Here is a 17,658-nt window from a genome sequence, read left to right as displayed (position 1 = left end):
TCAACACCTCGAGCTTCGGCGGCAAGCGCCGTCGCGCGGGTGGTTATCGCCGCCCGCCAGACCGGGCGCCTCGCTGGCCTGCAACTCGCCGAGGCCGCATTCCGCGCGCTCGATCCCGCGATCTCGTTCAAGGCCGAGGTCGAGGATGGGGCCCGCCTCACGGCGGGCGAGGTGATCGCGCGCATCGAGGGGCCGGCGCGGGCCGTGCTCTCGGCCGAACGCACCGCCCTCAATTTCCTGGGCCATCTGTCGGGGGTCGCGACCGAAACCGCCCGCTACGCCGACCTTATCGCTCACACCAAGGCGCGGATCTGCTGCACGCGGAAAACCACGCCCGGGTTGCGGATCTTCGAGAAGTACGCGGTGCGCTGCGGCGGCGGCTCGAACCACAGGTTCGGGCTCGACGATGCGATCCTGATCAAGGACAACCACATCGCCGTCGCCGGAGGCGTCGAGGCTGCGCTGCGCGGCGCCAGGTCCTCGGCCGGTCATCTCGTGAAGATCGAGATCGAGGTCGATACGCTGGAGCAGCTTGACCGGGTCATCGCCGAGGGCGCGGACGTCGTGCTGCTCGACAACATGCCGCCGGCGGTCCTCCGGGAGGCGGTCGAGAGGATCGACGGCCGGATGCTGGCCGAGGCGTCCGGCAATGTGTCGCTCGACACGGTCGTAGCGATCGCCGAGTCGGGCGTGGACCTGATCTCGGTCGGCCGCATCACTCATTCCGCGCCGACGCTCGACCTCGGCCTCGACGTCGCGGTCGCCTGAGTCCCGTCTCACGGAAGGCGCGTCCAGCCCGCCTGACGCGGGCCGGACGCTGCATGCGTCACGCCACCGAAACGTCGACGTCGGCCCCGCCCTTGGCGAGGTTCGAGTAGGGGCACACCACGTGCGCCTTGGCGGCGAGTTCCTCGGCCTGGGCGCGATCGAGGCCCGGGATGGTGACCTTGATCGCGAGGGTGAGGCCGAACCCCTGCCCGTCATCGCGCGGCCCGATGCCGACCTTGGCGGCGACCGTCGTGTCGTCCGGGATCTTCACCTTCTCCTTGGACGCCACGAACTTGAGCGCGCCGAGGAAGCAGGCCGAGTAGCCGGCCGCGAAAAGCTGTTCGGGATTGGTGCCCGCGCCGCCGGGGCCGCCGAGCTCCTTGGCGGTGACGAGATCGACCTTGAGATTGCCGTCCGTGGTGGCGGCGGTGCCCGTCCGGCCGCCAGTGGCGACAGCCTCGGTCTGATAAAGCGCCTTCATGTCAGCCTCCTTTGATGGAGCGGCTCGGCCGCCCGTTTCGATGTCGAATATTTCATTATCGCGATAACTTTCTCAAGCCTGTCGTGGCGCATGGCCGCCATGCAGATTATTATCGCGATATGCATTATCTTGGGGCCGCCCCCCGGAGACTGAACGTGTCCAATTCACCGAGCCTCAAACTGCAGGACCAGCTCTGCTACGCCGTCTATTCGGCGGCCCTGGCGATCAATCGCGCCTACAAGCCGGCGCTCGACCAGCTTGGCCTCACCTATCCGCAGTATCTCACCATGCTCGCCTTATGGGAGCAGGACCGGCTGGCCGTGAAGGACATAGCGGAGCGGCTGATGCTGGAGTCGAGCACGCTCACGCCGCTGCTCAAGAGGCTGGAAAGCGCGGGCCTCGTTGTTCGCCGTCGCAGCGCGGAGGACGAGCGGCAGGTGATGGTCGAGTTGACCGAGGCCGGACGGGCCTTGCAGGAGCGCGCCGCCTGCGTGCCGATGACCCTGCTCGCGCGCTCGGGAATGAAGATCCCCGAGCTCAAGCGCCTCAACCAGGATGTGCGCGCGCTGCGTGACGCCCTCGCGACTAATGCGGAGGACGCCTGACCGTCTCAGGGGGCGACGCCGTATTTGCGTTGCAGTTCGCTCCAGTAGGTCTCGCGCTCGATCCCGCCCAGGCTCTTCAGCCGCGCGCTCTCCTCGGGGGTGATCGTCACGAGCCGGTAGCCGCGCGACCTCAGGCAGGCGAAGCGCTGGCTGAACCGGTCGGTCGCCGGCCCGAAGCCGGGGCCGAGACCGTCGCCGATGACGATGCTGGCGCGGCTTTCGGATTCCTCGGCGCACGACATCTCGTCGGCGTTGGCCTCCCCCGGCCCCGCCCCGCGCTTCATCCAGAGCTTCTCGCCCGCGCAGCCGGAGACCGCGACGGCGAGCGCGGCGGCGGCCATGAGACGGACCTGGCGCATGGGCCTTCCTCTCCTCAGGGCGCGATCTGCTTGCCCATCCGCTTCCGCTCCGCGAGCAGGCCGAGATACATCTGCGCCATGGTGCAGCCGGCGAGCGCCGTGATCCCGGCGTGGTCGTAGGGCGGCGAAACCTCGACGACATCGAAGCCCTTGAGGTCGAGGGCGCCAAGCCGCCTGAGGCAGGAGATCGCGAAGCTGGAGGAAATTCCGCCGCAGACCGGCGTCCCGGTTCCGGGGGCGAACGCCGGATCGAGGCAGTCGATGTCGAAGGTCACATAGACGGGCGTGTCTTCGACATGGCCGAGGATACGGCTCGCCGTCGCCAGCGGACCGAGTTCCTGCGCCAGAAGGCCGTCGACGATGGACAAGCCGCAATCCTGCGGCGCGTTCGTGCGGATCCCGATCTGGATCGAGCGTTCGGGAACGATGAGCCCTTCCCGGACGGCGCGGGTGATCATCGTGCCGTGATCGATCCGGCTGCCGTCGTCGTCCCAGGTGTCCTGATGGGCGTCGAACTGCACCAGCGCCACGGGCCGTCCGATGCGGGCGACCAGCGCCTTCAGCACCGGATAGGTGAGGAAGTGATCTCCGCCGAGGGTGACGAGATGCGCCCCGGTCGCGAGGCGCGCCGCCGCCTGCGCCTCGATGGCGGCCGGCATCTGATCGACCCTTCCGTAATCCAGCGAGCAGTCGCCCGTGTCGGCCACTGCAAGGTCGCCGAAGATGTCGAACTGGAACGGATAGGTCGGGTCGCCGACATTGATCGTCGACGCCTCCCGGATGGCGCGCGGTCCGAAGCGCGTCCCGGGTCGATTGGAGACCGAGGTGTCGAGGGGCACGCCCCACACCGCCACGTCGAAGCCCTCGGCGGAGCGCGCATAAGGCCGGCGCAGGAACGAGACGGCGCCGGCGTAGTTCGATTCGATCGACTCGCCGTAGCGGCGGGAGGCGTCGAGCGCGTCGTCGACGGGACGAGGAAAAAGCGGGTCTTTGGCCATGGCTCTCGCGGATGACATCGACGCGACCGCGCCCGGGACGCGCCTCCCAAGCTGATTAGCAGCGCCCGCTCCTGATGACGATAGCGGCTCGCGCCGGCGCTCGGCGTCCGATTGGCCGCATGTCCGACGCCGCAACGGCGCCGGGCCCCGGATCGGGGCATGCTATCGTTCGCGTTCCTCCCCGCTCGCATGTCCTGACGCATGAAGCTTTCACGATCATCCCGGCGGCCGAAGATCCGGTGGCCCGCTCATCAAAGCCTTGCGTGCGGGACCGGACCGCAGACTTCCGGCGCGCGATCCGCCATGTATGAGGAGGCCGCCCTGTCGCGGCTGGAGAGCGGGCTTCGCGGGTCACTGACGGAGTGGCGGCTTGGTCCCGAGGCCCCGCTCCGACTGCTGGCGATCTCCGAGAACGCCACCTTCCTGGCGGAGACCGACCGCGGCGCTCGGGTCGTGCTTCGCGTCCATCGGCCCAACTATCATTGCAGCGACGAGATCCGGTCCGAGCTCGCCTGGATCGAAGCGTTGCGGGCGAACGGCGTCGCCGAGACCCCGGCGCCTTTGCGCGCGAAGAACGGCGATCTCCTCGGTGGCTTCGAAGACGGGGGGCGCTGGCGAAACGTCACGGCTTTCGAGTTCATGAGCGGTGAGCAGCCGGAGCCCGGCGCCCAGCTCGTCCCGTGGTTCCGGTCACTCGGCAGGGTCACCGCGCGGCTCCACCACCACGCGCGCAAATGGCGGCCGCCAGTGAGGTTCGCCCGCAAGACCTGGGATTTCGACGCCATGCTGGGCGATCGCCCGCTCTGGGGAGACTGGCGCGACGGGCTCGGGCTCGACCGGGAGGGCCGCGACGTCCTCCATCGCGCGGCGGACCTTCTGAGGCGGCGGCTCCGCGCCTACGGGGCCTCTCCGGAGAGGTTCGGCTTGATCCATGGCGATCTGCGGCTCGCCAACCTGCTGGTGGACGGCGATCGGCTCGGCGTCATCGACTTCGACGACTGCGGCTTCTCCTGGTTCCTGTACGACTTTGCTGCGGCCGTCAGCTTCATGGAGCACGAGCCGTTCATACCGGAGCTCGAGGACGCCTGGCTCAGCGGCTACGCCGAGGTCGCGCCGATCTCGGCCGAGGACCGGGCCATGATGCCGACGTTCCTGCTGCTCCGCCGGATCCTGCTCACAGCCTGGGTGGCGTCACACTCCGAGACGCCGACCGCCCAGGCCCTGGGCGTTCGCTACACCGATGGCAGCGTGGAGCTCGCGGAGAGCTACCTGCTGCAATGCCCGGAAGATGCTCGCGCCCGATCCCTCAGCACGGCGACCTGCTGATCGACGTTCTGATCTTTGACGGCTCGGCCTGGATCCACGCCCGTCGCGAAGCTCAAGGCCGCCTGAGGCATCGACCAGTCGGCAGACTCGCGGCGGCAGCGGCGCGGGGGCACCGGCCGGAACTCGACGGCCGCCTGGTGGTTCCAACAGCGTGCGACCTTTCTCGGGTCAGCTGGTGCGAGGGAGAACGATGTCAGGCTCGAACACAGGCGCGGATCAGGACCATAGGTGGTCGGCGAAGGTCACCCGCGAAAGCGACGCGCTCGATCTCGAAGAGGGCGTCTTCACCAAGGAGGATCCCGCCGACATCGCAGCCTCGCTGAAGCGCTCGGCCGAGCGGAGCCAGCGGCGGAAATCGGATCCCTACCGCTCGGCGATGTCGATGCTGACCTTCCACATCAACCGCGCCGGCTCCAACCTGAGCGACCCGCAACGCGCTACGCTGGAGGCGGCGAAGCACGAGCTCCGCCGCCTGTTCCACAAGGCCTGAGCCGCTAGAGCATCGGCCGGCCGCCCGTGACCGGAATGACGGCGCCGGTGATGTAGCTCGCTTCCTTGGAGGCGAGCATCACATAGGCCGGCGCGAGTTCGGCGGGCTGCCCGGCGCGGCCGAGCGGCGTGTTCTCGCCGAAGCTCTCCACCGCCTCGGGCGGCATGGTGGCAGGAATGAGCGGAGTCCAGATCGGCCCCGGGGCCACCGCGTTCACGCGGATGCCCTGCTCGGCCACGAGCCCGGCGAGCCCGGCGGTGAAGTTCGCGATCGCGCCCTTCGTGGTCGCGTAGGCGAGCAGATGCGGGCTGGGGTTCTTGGCGTTGATCGAGGTCGTGTTGACGATCGCCGAGCCCGGCTTCATGCGCGGGATCGCCGCCTTGCAGAGGTAGAACTGGCTGTAGATGTTGGTCCGGAAGGTGACGTCCCACTCTTCCGCGCTGATGTCCTCGATCTTCTCAAAGCTCGCCTGATGGGCGGCGTTGTTGACGAGGATGTCGAGCCGGCCGAACTCGGCCATCGCCTTCTCGATCAGTTCGTTGCAGTGCGCCTCCTGCTTGATGTCGCCCGCGACCACGACGGCCTTGCGCCCCGCCTTTTCGACCCAGCGCGCGGTCTCCTGAGCGTCCTCGTGCTCGTCGTAATACGAGATCAGCACGTCGGCCCCCTCGCGCGCATAAGCGATCGCGACGGCGCGGCCGATGCCTGAGTCCGCCCCCGTGATGATCGCCGCCATCCCGGCCAGCCGGCCGGAGCCGCGGTAGCTTTCCTCGCCGTGGTCAGGACGAGGGCGCATGTCGCCGGTGTGGCCCGGCATGTCCTGCTGCTGCTTCGGCTGAGGCGGCTGCGGGGCGTCTGCTGTCGGGTTCTGGATCGCCACGTCGTGCTCCTTGTCTGACAACGCGGCCGCTCCCTGAGGAGCGGCCTTCGCTTTCACAACGAGCGAGCGACGCAGAAGGTCCCGCGTCAGCGCGGTGCGGTCAGTCCCGAATGTCGAGCATGCGCCTGTTGATCAGCAGCGAGACGCCGGAGCAGACGGCGCCGGACAGCAGATAGAGCCCGACGAAGGCCAGCCCGAACTTCGCCGACAGACCGAGCGCCACGAGCGGCGCGAAGGCGGCTCCGAACAGCCAGGACATGTCCGAGGTCAGCGCCGCCCCGGTGTAGCGGTACTGAGTCGAGAAATTAGACGTCACGGCGCCGGACGCCTGCCCATGGGCGAGGCCCAGAAGGGCGAAGCCGAGGAAGATGAAGCCCGCCTCGGAAATCGCGCCGCCGCTCAGCAGGAACGGCGCGGCGAAGCTGAACAGGCCGATCAGCACCGCGCAGACGCCAAGCAGCGTGCGCCGTCCGATCCGGTCCGCGATCACGCCCGAGGCGATGATCGCGAGCAGACAGATCACGGCGCCAACCATCTCGGTCACGAGGAAATCCCGCGCCGAGCGGCCCGTGAAGAGCGTGACCCAGGACAGCGGGAAGATCGTCACCAGATGGAACAGCGCGAAGCTGGCAAGCGCCGCGAAGGCGCCGATCAGGACGTTGCCGCCTTCGTTGCGGAACATCTGCCAGACCGGAGTGGGCTTCAGTTCACGGCGCTCGAGCAGGGCGGTGAACTCGTCCGTGGCCACGAGGCGGAGACGGGCGAACAGCGCCACGACGTTGATCGCGAAGGCCACGAAGAACGGGTAGCGCCAGCCCCAGGACAGGAAGTCCTCGTTCGAGAGATTGCTGACGAAGAAGGCGAACAGGCCGGCCGCGAGCAGGAAGCCCAGGGGCGCGCCGAGCTGCGGCATCATCGCGTACCATCCGCGATGCCTCTGGGGCGCGTTCAGCGCCAGCAGCGACGCCAGGCCGTCCCACGCGCCCGCCAGCGCCAGCCCCTGGCAGATCCGGAGGAAGGCGAGCATTCCGGCCGCCACGAAGCCGATCTGGGCGTAACCTGGCAGGAAGCTCATCGCCGCCGTGGAGCCGCCGAGCAGGAACAAGGCGATCGTCAGCTTAACGCCCCGGCCATGGCGCCGGTCGATCTGCATGAAGATCACGGAGCCGATCGGCCGCGCGATGAAGGCGAGCGAGAAGATCGCGAAGGAGTAGAGCGTCGCCGTCAGCGGATCGAACTCAGGGAACAGCAGCTGCGGGAACACCAGCACCGAGGCGATGCCGTAGACGAAGAAATCGAAAAACTCGGACGTCCGGCCGATGACGACGGCGATCGCGATCTCGCCGGGCGCGACCTTGGCGTCGCCGCTGACGAGGCGGGCGTCGCGCTCCAGGGGCTCGCTATGCGACAGGGCGTAATCGTGGCTCATGCGTTTCTTCGCTCCGGAACGCCAACAGTGGCGGCGGCCACCGCTTGGCCGCGCCGCTAGATGACCATGGAACGCCCCAACGCCGCATTTGTTCTTACGGCCAAGGCGGCTACCAGGACTCCGCGGTCGAAACGCGCGAGCGCCGCATCCGGTCGCGAGCTGCGCCTGCGACGTCTGAGCCGATGGGACAAACCGTCCACTATCTTGGCTTCGGTGAGGGGCTTAACGCAGCCTAGCAAAGCCTCCCCACCGACCGTCGGCCTGCCCGTGAGCATTCTCCGCAAAATCGTCCTTCTGCCGCTGCTGTTCCTGCTCGCAGGCTGCGAGATGGTGGTGATCAACCCCTCTGGCGACATCGCGGCCCAGCAGCGGGACCTCATCGTCATCTCGACGATCCTGATGCTGATCATCATCGTCCCGGTGATGGCGCTCACGGTGCTGTTCGCGTGGCGCTATCGCGCGTCGAACACGTCCGCGACCTACGATCCGGACTGGCACCACTCGACGCGGCTCGAGGTCGTCATCTGGTCGGCGCCGCTCGCGATCATCATCGCGCTCGGCGCGATCACGTGGATCAGCACCCATCTGCTTGACCCGTTCCGGCCGCTCGACCGCATCTCCGCGTCGAAGCCCATGCCGCCCGACGCCAGGCCGCTGGACGTGCAGGTCGTGGCGCTCGACTGGAAGTGGCTGTTCTTCTACCCCGAATACGGCATCGCGACCGTCAACGAACTGGCCGCCCCCGTGGACCGGCCGATCACCTTCCACATCACCGCCTCCTCGGTGATGAATTCGTTCTTCATTCCAGCGCTCGCTGGCCAGATCTACGCGATGCCCGGAATGGAGACCAAGCTCCACGCGGTGATCAACAAGCCCGGCGACTTCAACGGCTTCTCGGCCAACTACAGCGGGTCCGGGTTCTCCCGGATGAACTTCAGGTTCCTGGGGGTCGACCACAAGGGCTTCGACGAGTGGATCGCCAAGGCGAAGGCCGAGGGCTCGCCGCTCGACCAGGACGTCTATCGGGCGCTCGAGCGGCCGAGCGAGGGCGAGCCGGTGCGCTACTACGCGTCAGTCGAAACCGGCCTCTACAACAAGATCCTCAACATGTGCGCCCTGCCTGGCCAGATGTGCATGAGCGAGATGATGCACATCGACGCGAAGGGCGGCGACCACAAGAACAGCGAAGCCAACCGTGAGCGCCTGCGCTACGACGGCCACCGGCTGCGCCAGGGCGTCGAGGAGCCGGGCGCGACCTTCCCTGTCTCCGGCCGCCCCGCCCGCAGCCAGGAGCAGCCGCAGGGCATGAAGCCCGACTCGCTGGCGCCTGACGTCAACAAGCAGCAGACCCAGCCGGACGAAGGCCAGGGCCACCGCATGCCCGGGACGGACCATCAAGGTCCCGCTCCCGGTCAGATGCACCACTAAGCCCGCCGCCGACCGACTCAGCTGACTGAACGAGCAGACATCATGTTTTCCAATCTGGACCTCCAGAAGCTGATCTTCGGACGTCTGTCCCTGGAGGCGATCCCGTATCACGACCCGATCCTGGTCGCGACGTTCCTCGTAGTCGCGATCGGCGGCACGGCCCTCATTGGCGCGCTGACGTACTACCGCCTCTGGGGCTATCTCTGGAAAGAGTGGTTCACCACTGTCGATCACAAGAAGATCGGCATCATGTACATCATCCTCGCGATCGTGATGCTGCTGCGCGGCTTCGCGGACGCGATCATGATGCGTGCTCAGCAGGCGATCGCCTTCGGCGACGTCAACGGTTACCTGCCGCCGCACCACTACGACCAGATCTTCACCGCGCACGGCGTCATCATGATCTTCTTCATGGCGATGCCGTTCGTGACCGGGCTGATGAACTACGTCGTGCCGCTGCAGATCGGCGCGCGCGACGTGGCCTTCCCGTTCCTGAACAATTTCAGCTTCTGGATGACCGCGAGCGGCGCCGCTCTGGTCATGGTGTCGCTCTTCGTCGGGGAGTTCGCGCGCACCGGCTGGCTCGCCTACCCGCCATTGTCCGGGTCCTCCTACAGTCCAGGCGTCGGCGTCGACTACTACATCTGGGCGCTGCAGATCGCAGGCGTGGGAACGTTGCTGTCCGGGGTCAACCTGATCGCGACCATCGTCAAGATGCGCGCGCCCGGCATGACCATGATGAAGATGCCCGTCTTCACCTGGACCGCGCTCTGCACGAACGTGCTGATCGTCGCGGCCTTCCCGGTGCTCACGGCGGTGCTCGCGCTGCTCTCGCTCGACCGCTACGTCGGCACGAACTTCTTCACGAACGACTTCGGCGGTTCGCCGATGATGTACGTGAACCTGATCTGGATCTGGGGCCACCCGGAGGTCTACATCCTGATCCTGCCGGCGTTCGGCATCTTCTCCGAGGTCGTGTCCACCTATTCGGGCAAGCGGCTGTTCGGCTACGCGTCGATGGTCTACGCGACCGTGGTCATCACCATCCTGTCCTACCTGGTGTGGCTCCACCACTTCTTCACGATGGGGTCGGGCGCGAGCGTGAACTCGTTCTTCGGGATCACGACGATGATCATCTCGATCCCGACGGGCGCGAAGATCTTCAACTGGCTGTTCACCATGTATCGCGGCCGGATCCGGTTCGAGCTGCCGATGATGTGGACGGTCGCCTTCATGCTGACCTTCGTGATCGGCGGCATGACGGGCGTGCTGCTCGCCGTCCCGCCGGCCGACTTCGTGCTGCACAACTCGCTGTTCCTGATCGCGCACTTCCATAACGTGATCATCGGCGGCGTCGTGTTCGGCCTGATGGCGGGCGTGACCTACTGGTTCCCGAAGGCCTTCGGCTTCAAGCTCGATCCGTTCTGGGGCAAGATGTCGTTCTGGTTCTGGGTGGTCGGCTTCTACTTCGCCTTCATGCCGCTCTACGTGCTCGGCCTGATGGGCGTGACGCGTCGCCTGAACCGCTTCGACGATCCGTCGCTGCAGATCTGGTTCGTGATCGCGGCCTTCGGCGCGGTGCTCATCGCGATCGGCATCCTGTCGTTCCTCATCCAGCTCGTCGTGAGCTTCAAGCGCCGCGAGCAGCTGCGCGACACGACGGGCGATCCGTGGGGCGGCCGCACGCTCGAGTGGGCGACCTCCTCGCCTCCGCCGGAGTACAACTTCGCCTTCACGCCGCGCGTCCACGATCTCGACGCCTGGTGGGACATGAAGAAGCGCGGCTACGTGCGGCCGGTGGGAGGCTACAAGGCCATCCACATGCCGAAGAACACCGGCGCCGGCATCATCCTGGCGGGCCTGTCCACCGTGCTCGGCTTCGCGCTGATCTGGTACATCTGGTGGCTGGCGGCGTTGAGCTTCGTGGCGATCCTGGTCTTCTCGATCGCTCACACCTTCAACTATGCGCGTGACTTCTACATCCCGGCCGAACGCGTCGCCGAGATCGAGAACGAGCGCACGCGCCTTCTGACCGCGGGGGCCTGAAACGAATGAGCGCCACCGCCGCAGCCGCGGCCGCCAAGGCCGACCCGACGACCTTCTACGTCCAGGACGAGCATCACCCCGAGAACGGGACGCTGCTCGGCTTCTGGATCTACCTGATGAGCGATTGCCTCATCTTCGCGGTCCTGTTCGCCTGTTACGGCGTCCTGGGCCGCAGCTACGCAGCAGGGCCCACCGGCGCGGATCTGTTCGATCTGTCGCTGGTGGCCCTGAACACCGCGATGCTGCTGTTCTCGTCCATCACCTATGGCTTCGCCATGCTGGCGATGGCCAAGGACCGCAAGGTTCAGACGCTGGTCTGGCTCGGCGTCACGGGGCTGTTCGGCTTGGCCTTCCTGGGGATCGAGCTCTACGAGTTCGCGCACCTCATCCATGAGGGGGCCACGCCCCAGCGCAGCGCCTTCCTGTCGTCCTTCTTCGCGCTGGTCGGCACGCACGGACTGCACGTCACCTTCGGCGTCATCTGGCTCGTCACGCTGATGGTGCAGGTCGCTCAGCGCGGGCTGGTCATCGAGAACCGCCGCCGGCTGATGTGCCTCAGCATGTTCTGGCACTTCCTGGACGTTATCTGGATCGGCGTCTTCACCTTCGTCTACCTGATGGGAGTTCTGCGATGAGCGCCGACGCCCACGCCGCATCGCACGAGCCGCATGGCGCCGGGCACGGCCACGAGCTCGATCACTCGCACGCCAGCCATGGCACGATGGGCGGCTACCTGCTCGGGTTCTTCCTCTCGGTCATCCTGACGGCCATTCCGTTCTGGCTGGTTATGGGCGACGTGTTCCGCGACCCGCGGACGGCGGCCATCACGGTCCTGGTGTTCGCGGCGATGCAGATCGTGGTCCACATGATCTTCTTCCTGCACATGAACACGAAGTCGGAAGGCGGCTGGACGATGCTGGCGGCCATCTTCACGATCGTGATCGTGGTGATCACGCTCGCCGGCTCGTTCTGGGTCATGTTCCACCTGAACGCGAACATGATGCCCGCCCATGTGCCGATGGAAGGCATGGGCGGCCCGGCCGGAATGAACGACATGACGCCGGGGGTCAGCTCGCCCCACAGCGGCCACTGAGGCTGCGTCGGCCGCGCTGAAGATGGCCGCGGAGCGGAAAGCCGACGGAAGCTCCCGGCGTGGGCCGGGCGCGTTCCTCGGGCTCGTCTTTCTGCTCGTGGCCGCCTGCGCGGTCTTCACCGCGCTCGGGATCTGGCAGGTCCAGCGGCTCTCCTGGAAGCTCGACCTGATCGACCGGGTCGAGCGCCGCGTCCACGCCGCGCCCTCGCCTGCTCCTGGCCCGGCGCAGTGGCCGTCGGTGACCGCCGAGAGCGACGAGTACCGCCGGGTGCGGGTCTCCGGCGTCTTCGAGAAGGTGAAGCCGGCGCTGACCCAGGCCGTCACCGATCTCGGCGCCGGCTACTGGGTCCTCTCGCCGTTCCGCACCTCCAACGGCTTCATCGTCCTGATCAACCGCGGCTTCGTTCCCACCGGCTGGCGTGGCGACCCCGACGGTCCGGACGGCGAAACCTCCATCACGGGCCTTCTGCGCATAAGCGAGCCGGAGGGCGGCTTCCTCCGCTCCAACGATCCCGCCGCCGACCGCTGGTTCTCGCGCGACGTTCGGGCGATCGCGGCCGCGCGCGGATTGAAGGATGTCGCGCCCTACTTCATCGACGCCGATGCGGGCGGCGACCGCCCGGGCGTCCCAAAGGGCGGAATGACCGTCGTGTCGTTCCACAACAGCCATCTGGTCTATGCGTTCACCTGGTTCTCGCTGGCCCTGATGGCCGCGGGCGCCGGCGCCTATATGATGCGGCGAGAGCTGCGGCTCCGCCGCGGGCGCTGACGCCCGCGTCCATCGTCATCCGCCTGGGCGCTCTTCGCCTGTGCGGCGATACGAAGTCCCAGCGTGCCCGCTTTCGTGACCAGCGACCTCTCACCAGCCAGCCAGTCGACCGCCCGCAAGAACATCCTGCAGCTGGTTCAGCTGCGCTGGATCGCTGTGGTCGGGCAGATCCTGACGATCGCTGTCGTCGAACTCGGTCTCGGGGTGGATCTGCCGCTCGCGCCCATGGGCGTCGTGCTCGCGGCCTTGGTCGCCCTCAACCTCGCGACCCTCCTGCGGCTCCGGACGCATGCCGAGGTCAGCAACACCGGCCTGTTCCTCGCTCTCGCCTTCGACGCGGCCGCGCTGACGGCGCAGCTCTATTTCAGCGGCGGCGCGACCAACCCGTTCGCCTTCCTCTATCTGCTGCAGGTCACGCTGAGCGCGGTGCTGCTCGAGGTCTGGTCGACCTGGGCGATGGTGCTCATCACGACCGCCTGCTTCGCGGGCCTGGCTGTGTTCAACCAGCCGATCGCGGTGCCTGGGGAGGACGCCGGATCGCTGTTCCGGCTGCACGTGCAGGGCATGCTGATCTGCTTCGTGCTCGACGCGGCGTTGCTGGTCGTCTTCGTCAACCGGATCGGAAGGAACCTCCGCGAGCGGGACGCCCGGCTCGCCGATCTCCGGCAGCGCGCGGCGGAGGAAGATCACATCGTCCGCATGGGACTGCTGGCGTCCGGCGCCGCGCACGAACTCGGAACGCCGCTCGCGACGCTCGACGTCATCCTGAGCGACTGGCGGAGAATGCCCCGGCTGGCCTCCGATCCCGAGCTCGCGCCGGAGATCGAGGAGATGCAGGCCGAGGTCAGGCGCTGCAAGGCGATCGTCACGGACATCCTGCGGTCCGCAGGCGAGGCGCGTGGCGAAGCGCCCGTCATCACCACCATCAACGCCTTCCTGGACGACATCGTGCAGGACCGGCGCTCGGCGCGCCAGGGCGCGAACCTCGTGTTCCAGAACCGCTTCGGGCCCGACCTGCCGATCGTTTCCGACACCGCGCTCAAGCAGGTGATCTGCAACGTGATCGACAACGCCGTCGACGCCTCGCCGCGCTGGGTAGGGTTCGCGGCGCGCCGAGAGGACGAGAGCCTTGTGCTCGAGATCGCCGACCGCGGAACAGGTTTTCCGCCCGAGATGCTGGCGAACCTCGGCAAGCCTTACCAGTCGAGCAAGGGGCGCGAAGGTGGAGGATTGGGCCTGTTTCTTGTCGTGAACGTCCTGCGCAAGCTCGGCGGTCGCGTGAGCGCCCGGAACCTGTCCGAGGGCGGAGCGCTGGTGAGCCTCACCCTGCCCCTTGCTTCTCTGGCGATTGAGGAGACGCGCGCCAATGGCCGCTGAACGACTGCTGGTCATCGTCGAGGACGACGCGCAGTTCGCCCGCACGCTTCGCCGCTCGTTCGAGCGGCGCGGCTACGAGGCGCTGCATGCGTCGAGCCTCGAGGAGCTGCAGGAGCTGCTGAAGACCCGCTCGCCCGACTACGCCGTCGTCGACCTGAAGCTCGCCGGCGCCTCCGGCCTCGCCTGCGTGCAGGCGCTGCACGCCCATGACCCGGAGACGGTGATCGTGGTGCTGACCGGCTTCGCCAGCATCGCGACCGCCGTCGAAGCCATCAAGCTCGGCGCCCGGCACTATCTGGCCAAGCCCTCCAACACCGACGACATCGAAGCAGCCTTCGGGCGAGCGGAAGGCGACGTGACGGCGCCGCTCACCGAGCGGCCGACATCGATCAAGACGCTCGAGTGGGAGCGCATCCACGAGACGCTGATCGAGACCGACTTCAACATCTCGGAGACCGCCCGCAGGCTCGGCATGCACCGGCGGACGCTCGCCAGGAAACTGGAGAAGCGCCCGGTCAAGTAGCTCGCCTCAGGCGACGGCCCTTCTGGCGCCGCCGTTCAGCCGGTCGCGAATCTCCGCCGTCAGCGCCAGCGACCGCACGCGCGCGGCCGAATCGAAGACATGGCCGGTGATCATCAGCTCGTCCGGCTTGAGCTGATCGAGGAAGCCGGCGAGGCCGCGCTCCACCGTCTCCGAGGAACCGACGAACGAATAGGCGAGCATGTGCTGCATCCCGGCCTTCTCGGCCGGCGTGCAATACAGATCGATGTCTTCGATGGGTGGCGGCAGGAGACCTGGTCGCCCACGGCGCAGATTGATGAAGGTCTGCTGCTGCGAGGTGAACAACCGCCGCGCCTCCTCATCGCTGTCGGCCACCAGCACGTTCACGGCCGCCATGGCGTAAGGCGCCGCGAGCCGCGGCGAGGGACGGAAGCGTTCACGATAGACGGCGAAGGCGTCAACCAGATCCGTCGGCGCGAAGTGCGAGGCGAAGGCGAAAGGCAGGCCCAGCATCGCGGCCAGCTGCGCTGAGAACAGGCTCGAGCCGAGCAGCCACACCGGCACGTCGAGCCCGGCGCCCGGGACCGCCCGTATGCGCTGGCCGGGCTCGGCTGGCGCGAAATAGCCCATCAACTCCACGACGTCCTGGGGGAACTCGTCGGAGCGGTCGAGGCCGCGTCGCAGGGCGCGCGCCGTCGCCATGTCGGTCCCGGGCGCCCGGCCCAGCCCAAGATCGATCCTGCCGGGGTAAAGGGAGGCGAGCGTCCCGAACTGCTCCGCGATCACCAGCGGCGCGTGGTTCGGCAGCATGACGCCGCCGGAGCCCACCCGGATCGATCGCGTCGCCCCAGCCACATGCCCGATCACCACGGCGGTCGCGGCGCTCGCGATGCCGGTCATGTTGTGGTGCTCGGCGAGCCAGAACCGCTCATAACAGAGCGACTCGGCGGCCTGCGCATAGGCGACGGAGTTGCGGAACGCGTCCGCCGCCGTGGAGCCTTCCGCGATCGGCGCAAGGTCGAGGACCGAGAAAGGAATCATGCTGTTCATCCGCGGTTGCGCCCTGAGAGAGGATGACATCGTCATCACGCGCCGCTCTCGCTAGGCCTGAACCCATAAAGGTTGCGCCGCTGGCTAAGCGCTTATTCAATATCCCGGGATCTTGAATGGCGGATACGACATCGGCAAAGCGTGCTGCCGCCGATCGGGCCGCTGCTCCCGAACAGGCCGTGCGGCCCGCTTGCCCGCGCAGATCAAAGACAAGGCCTGCCGCCCAGTCATCGCGATTGTGGAAGTCACCGGATCTTGCGTTGAATTATGTGGAGTCCGCGCTGATTTCCCGACGTTGAGGCTTGACTGGTAACGACGTTTTCAAGACCTTATCGTAGGCGCTTCGGGACATTGCCTGCATGTTTTCCAGAATGGCACAGTATCGACAGAGGGCAGATGCTTGTCGCGCTCTTGCCTCGCGCGCTGAGGACGCCGAGGAGAGAGCGGGCTGGCTGTCGATCGCCGAGGATTGGCTGCGCCTCGTCGATCGGCTGTCGAATCAACTACGCGACGACGAACGAGAGAAGGTGGACCGAGGCCGCTCATCATCCGACGCCGTGGAATCGGCGCTATACGCTCCGAGCTTCGACTGATCTCACACAGCGCCCTCTTCTAACTGAACACCGGACGGAGCAGTTCAGACTCGTCGAAGTGGCGTCGCAGTCTACCCTCGACCCAGGGCTCCCGGCCAATATGGCCAATCCGCTGAGGCTGCGCGGCCGCCGCTTTCTTCTGGCGCTCGCTTTAGCGCTCGACGTCGCGCCGTCGTCTTAGCGACCTGGACTTCCCTCAACGCGCCGTTGGGTCGGCCCGGCCCTACGCCGGTCGGCCGTCAGATCCAACGCGCGGCGCGCGCAGGCGCGCAGGCGCTTTTCAATCCGTCCGACCCGATAAAGCGCATGGAAGCGCAAACTCTCGTAAGCTGGACGGTTGCGCCACAAATTGTACCGCGGCAGAACCTCCGCTTGGATCAGCGCCGTCCACCGGTCGCACATGGCCTCGACCGAGTAGCGCTGCGCCTTGAGCGCGCCGTTCGCGACGATCCGGGCGTACTCGGCGTCGTCATCGCGCAGCAGGGCGATCGCATGCGCCACCTCGTCCAGGGTGACGGCGCGGAGATAATCGCGCCCCGGCGTTCCGATCTGCTCATAAGCGCTGTCGGGGCCGCCGATGAAAGGCGCGCGGGCGTGCCAGGCGTTGATCAGCTTGCTGGGCGGCTTGCCTGGATAGGTCCGGCCGTCGAAGCTCCTCACCCCGACCAGCACGTCGATCGAGCTGAAGTCGCCCCAGCGCTCCCGGGGCGGGGCGACGAACTCGAGTCCCAGCCGTTCGACGGCGCCGCGCCATGTCGTCTCGTCCGCCGCCAGATTGCCGTTGAACGTCTGCCCTACATAGGCGACCCGCTCCACCCTGCGGCGGCCGGGATCACGCGGCTGGATTCCCGACTGCGGCCACAGCGGCAGGTAGAAGGCGCCGCCGCCGCCTTGCAGCCGGTTCTGCACGATGTGGGTCTGCGCCCAGCGGCGCGCGGGGAAGTCGGCCCGCATGCACACGATGAACGTCGATGTGCGGCTGCGCAGCCGGGTCAGTTGGTCGGAATGGACGAAGTTCACCGCGTCGTCCCGCAGCTCGTTGCCGCACGCCACTGGCAGACCGGTGCGCTCCGCAAGATGAAGGTAAGTCTGAAAGCTCCAGCACAGGTCGCCGCGCGAGGCCACGCCGGCCGCGATCGCCGGCTCCCGGGCCAGACAATCGCTCATGCTCTGGACGGCGTTGAACCGGGGAAGCGCGCTGCCGGGCTCGTCGATCACGAAGTTCAGCAGCGGGGTCATCGCGTTACCCCAGCCGGCCCGCGGGCGGCTCGGCCCTGCGCGCCGTCGCGTCGGCGACGACGCTCCAGAGCTTGAGGTGGGGGCTCTCTAGGCGCAGGAGCTGGCCGAGCGGGGGCGCGAGCCGCATCCGCGGATCGAGGCTCAGCCCGAACCGAAGCACCTCCGCGCCGGCGGCGCGGTCGCCGCGGCACCATTGCGCGATCCCGGTCCAGAACGCGGCAGATC

General features: G+C 67.3%; 19 protein-coding genes. 11 read left to right on the top strand and 8 right to left on the bottom strand.

The window, feature by feature from the left end:
• On the top strand, positions 1 to 768 hold a 768-nt coding region (gene nadC, locus ACIKT0_RS04450; protein WP_407104177.1), incomplete at its 5' end, for a carboxylating nicotinate-nucleotide diphosphorylase.
• 58 nt (positions 769 to 826) lie between these two features.
• On the opposite strand, the gene ACIKT0_RS04445 is transcribed toward nadC, so the two are convergent.
• Positions 827 to 1,249 (bottom strand): organic hydroperoxide resistance protein, encoded by a 423-nt coding sequence (locus ACIKT0_RS04445; protein ID WP_407104175.1) that lies wholly within the window; start codon positions 1,247 to 1,249, stop codon positions 827 to 829.
• A 119-nt stretch (positions 1,250 to 1,368) separates the two neighbouring features.
• On the opposite strand from ACIKT0_RS04445, the gene ACIKT0_RS04440 reads away from it, so the two are divergent.
• Positions 1,369 to 1,854: a MarR family winged helix-turn-helix transcriptional regulator gene (locus ACIKT0_RS04440; RefSeq protein ID WP_407104179.1), complete on the top strand. Its 486-nt coding sequence runs from the start codon at positions 1,369 to 1,371 to the stop codon at positions 1,852 to 1,854.
• 5 nt (positions 1,855 to 1,859) lie between these two features.
• Here ACIKT0_RS04440 and ACIKT0_RS04435 read toward each other — a convergent pair whose 3' ends face one another.
• Positions 1,860 to 2,213: a hypothetical protein gene (locus tag ACIKT0_RS04435; protein WP_407104174.1), complete on the bottom strand. Its 354-nt coding sequence runs from the start codon at positions 2,211 to 2,213 to the stop codon at positions 1,860 to 1,862.
• 14 nt (positions 2,214 to 2,227) lie between these two features.
• Positions 2,228 to 3,211, bottom strand: a complete 984-nt coding sequence (gene speB, locus ACIKT0_RS04430; RefSeq protein ID WP_407104173.1) for an agmatinase — start codon at positions 3,209 to 3,211, stop codon at positions 2,228 to 2,230.
• Positions 3,212 to 3,514: 303 nt separating this feature from the next.
• Between speB and ACIKT0_RS04425 the strand changes: the two genes are divergently transcribed.
• Together ACIKT0_RS04425 and ACIKT0_RS04420 are read left to right on the top strand one after the other, a co-directional pair.
• Complete coding sequence (locus ACIKT0_RS04425; protein ID WP_407104172.1) at positions 3,515 to 4,537, top strand: phosphotransferase enzyme family protein; 1,023 nt, start codon at positions 3,515 to 3,517, stop codon at positions 4,535 to 4,537.
• A gap of 190 nt (positions 4,538 to 4,727) precedes the next feature.
• Positions 4,728 to 5,027: a DUF3175 domain-containing protein gene (locus tag ACIKT0_RS04420; RefSeq protein ID WP_407104171.1), complete on the top strand. Its 300-nt coding sequence runs from the start codon at positions 4,728 to 4,730 to the stop codon at positions 5,025 to 5,027.
• A gap of 4 nt (positions 5,028 to 5,031) precedes the next feature.
• On the opposite strand, the gene ACIKT0_RS04415 is transcribed toward ACIKT0_RS04420, so the two are convergent.
• A complete protein-coding gene (locus ACIKT0_RS04415; protein ID WP_407104178.1) occupies positions 5,032 to 5,844 on the bottom strand; it encodes an SDR family oxidoreductase in 813 nt (270 codons plus the stop codon).
• A gap of 163 nt (positions 5,845 to 6,007) precedes the next feature.
• Positions 6,008 to 7,336: an MFS transporter gene (locus ACIKT0_RS04410; RefSeq protein WP_407104170.1), complete on the bottom strand. Its 1,329-nt coding sequence runs from the start codon at positions 7,334 to 7,336 to the stop codon at positions 6,008 to 6,010.
• Between the two features lie 267 nt (positions 7,337 to 7,603).
• Between ACIKT0_RS04410 and cyoA the strand changes: the two genes are divergently transcribed.
• The 7 genes from cyoA to ACIKT0_RS04375 all read left to right on the top strand — a co-directional run bounded on the left by cyoA (position 7,604) and on the right by ACIKT0_RS04375 (position 14,572).
• Positions 7,604 to 8,764 carry a ubiquinol oxidase subunit II gene (cyoA, locus tag ACIKT0_RS04405; RefSeq protein ID WP_407104169.1) on the top strand — a complete coding sequence of 387 codons (1,161 nt, stop codon included), beginning with the start codon at positions 7,604 to 7,606 and terminating at the stop codon, positions 8,762 to 8,764.
• A gap of 42 nt (positions 8,765 to 8,806) precedes the next feature.
• Positions 8,807 to 10,810 (top strand): cytochrome o ubiquinol oxidase subunit I, encoded by a 2,004-nt coding sequence (gene cyoB / locus ACIKT0_RS04400; RefSeq protein ID WP_407104168.1) that lies wholly within the window; start codon positions 8,807 to 8,809, stop codon positions 10,808 to 10,810.
• 5 nt (positions 10,811 to 10,815) lie between these two features.
• Complete coding sequence (gene cyoC, locus ACIKT0_RS04395; protein ID WP_407104167.1) at positions 10,816 to 11,445, top strand: cytochrome o ubiquinol oxidase subunit III; 630 nt, start codon at positions 10,816 to 10,818, stop codon at positions 11,443 to 11,445.
• Entirely contained in the window at positions 11,442 to 11,903 is a 462-nt protein-coding gene (cyoD, locus tag ACIKT0_RS04390; protein ID WP_407104166.1) for a cytochrome o ubiquinol oxidase subunit IV, read from the top strand. Before cyoC ends, cyoD begins: the two co-directional genes overlap by 4 nt.
• Positions 11,904 to 11,925: 22 nt before the next feature.
• Complete coding sequence (locus ACIKT0_RS04385) at positions 11,926 to 12,672, top strand: SURF1 family protein (RefSeq protein ID WP_407104165.1); 747 nt, start codon at positions 11,926 to 11,928, stop codon at positions 12,670 to 12,672.
• Positions 12,673 to 12,735: 63 nt separating this feature from the next.
• The gene (locus ACIKT0_RS04380; protein WP_407104164.1) at positions 12,736 to 14,049 is read left to right on the top strand and encodes an ATP-binding protein; all 1,314 of its coding nucleotides are present in this window, start codon (positions 12,736 to 12,738) and stop codon (positions 14,047 to 14,049) included.
• On the top strand, positions 14,039 to 14,572 hold the full coding sequence (locus ACIKT0_RS04375; RefSeq protein WP_407104163.1) for a response regulator transcription factor: 534 nt from the start codon (positions 14,039 to 14,041) through the stop codon (positions 14,570 to 14,572). The genes ACIKT0_RS04380 and ACIKT0_RS04375 overlap by 11 nt, the downstream gene beginning before the upstream one ends.
• 6 nt (positions 14,573 to 14,578) lie before the next feature.
• Here the strand turns inward: ACIKT0_RS04375 and ACIKT0_RS04370 are convergent, their stop codons facing one another.
• From ACIKT0_RS04370 to ACIKT0_RS04360, 3 genes are all read right to left on the bottom strand, one after another.
• Positions 14,579 to 15,592, bottom strand: a complete 1,014-nt coding sequence (locus ACIKT0_RS04370) for an LLM class flavin-dependent oxidoreductase (RefSeq protein ID WP_407104162.1) — start codon at positions 15,590 to 15,592, stop codon at positions 14,579 to 14,581.
• Between the two features lie 779 nt (positions 15,593 to 16,371).
• Complete coding sequence (locus ACIKT0_RS04365) at positions 16,372 to 17,433, bottom strand: glycosyltransferase (protein WP_407104160.1); 1,062 nt, start codon at positions 17,431 to 17,433, stop codon at positions 16,372 to 16,374.
• A gap of 4 nt (positions 17,434 to 17,437) precedes the next feature.
• On the bottom strand, positions 17,438 to 17,658 hold a 221-nt coding region (locus ACIKT0_RS04360; RefSeq protein WP_407104159.1), incomplete at its 5' end, for a hypothetical protein.

Source organism: Hansschlegelia beijingensis, assembly GCF_045505405.1.
GTDB lineage: Bacteria > Pseudomonadota > Alphaproteobacteria > Rhizobiales > Methylopilaceae > Methylopila > Methylopila beijingensis_A.
This window is presented reverse-complemented; position numbering and strand designations above follow the sequence as displayed.

Bases quoted from the DNA above. Each gene is read 5' to 3' on its own strand.
- speB (WP_407104173.1), bottom strand. From the start codon at position 3,211: ATGGCCAAAGACCCGCTTTTTCCTCGTCCCGTCGACGACGCGCTCGAC.
- ACIKT0_RS04420 (WP_407104171.1), top strand. From the start codon at position 4,728: ATGTCAGGCTCGAACACAGGCGCGGATCAGGACCATAGGTGGTCGGCG.
- ACIKT0_RS04440 (WP_407104179.1), top strand. From the start codon at position 1,369: ATGCATTATCTTGGGGCCGCCCCCCGGAGACTGAACGTGTCCAATTCA.
- ACIKT0_RS04425 (WP_407104172.1), top strand. From the start codon at position 3,515: ATGTATGAGGAGGCCGCCCTGTCGCGGCTGGAGAGCGGGCTTCGCGGG.
- cyoC (WP_407104167.1), top strand. From the start codon at position 10,816: ATGAGCGCCACCGCCGCAGCCGCGGCCGCCAAGGCCGACCCGACGACC.
- ACIKT0_RS04385 (WP_407104165.1), top strand. From the start codon at position 11,926: ATGGCCGCGGAGCGGAAAGCCGACGGAAGCTCCCGGCGTGGGCCGGGC.
- ACIKT0_RS04370 (WP_407104162.1), bottom strand. From the start codon at position 15,592: ATGATTCCTTTCTCGGTCCTCGACCTTGCGCCGATCGCGGAAGGCTCC.
- ACIKT0_RS04445 (WP_407104175.1), bottom strand. From the start codon at position 1,249: ATGAAGGCGCTTTATCAGACCGAGGCTGTCGCCACTGGCGGCCGGACG.
- cyoB (WP_407104168.1), top strand. From the start codon at position 8,807: ATGTTTTCCAATCTGGACCTCCAGAAGCTGATCTTCGGACGTCTGTCC.
- ACIKT0_RS04410 (WP_407104170.1), bottom strand. From the start codon at position 7,336: ATGAGCCACGATTACGCCCTGTCGCATAGCGAGCCCCTGGAGCGCGAC.
- cyoD (WP_407104166.1), top strand. From the start codon at position 11,442: ATGAGCGCCGACGCCCACGCCGCATCGCACGAGCCGCATGGCGCCGGG.
- ACIKT0_RS04375 (WP_407104163.1), top strand. From the start codon at position 14,039: ATGGCCGCTGAACGACTGCTGGTCATCGTCGAGGACGACGCGCAGTTC.
- ACIKT0_RS04435 (WP_407104174.1), bottom strand. From the start codon at position 2,213: ATGCGCCAGGTCCGTCTCATGGCCGCCGCCGCGCTCGCCGTCGCGGTC.
- ACIKT0_RS04415 (WP_407104178.1), bottom strand. From the start codon at position 5,844: ATGCCGGGCCACACCGGCGACATGCGCCCTCGTCCTGACCACGGCGAG.
- ACIKT0_RS04365 (WP_407104160.1), bottom strand. From the start codon at position 17,433: ATGACCCCGCTGCTGAACTTCGTGATCGACGAGCCCGGCAGCGCGCTT.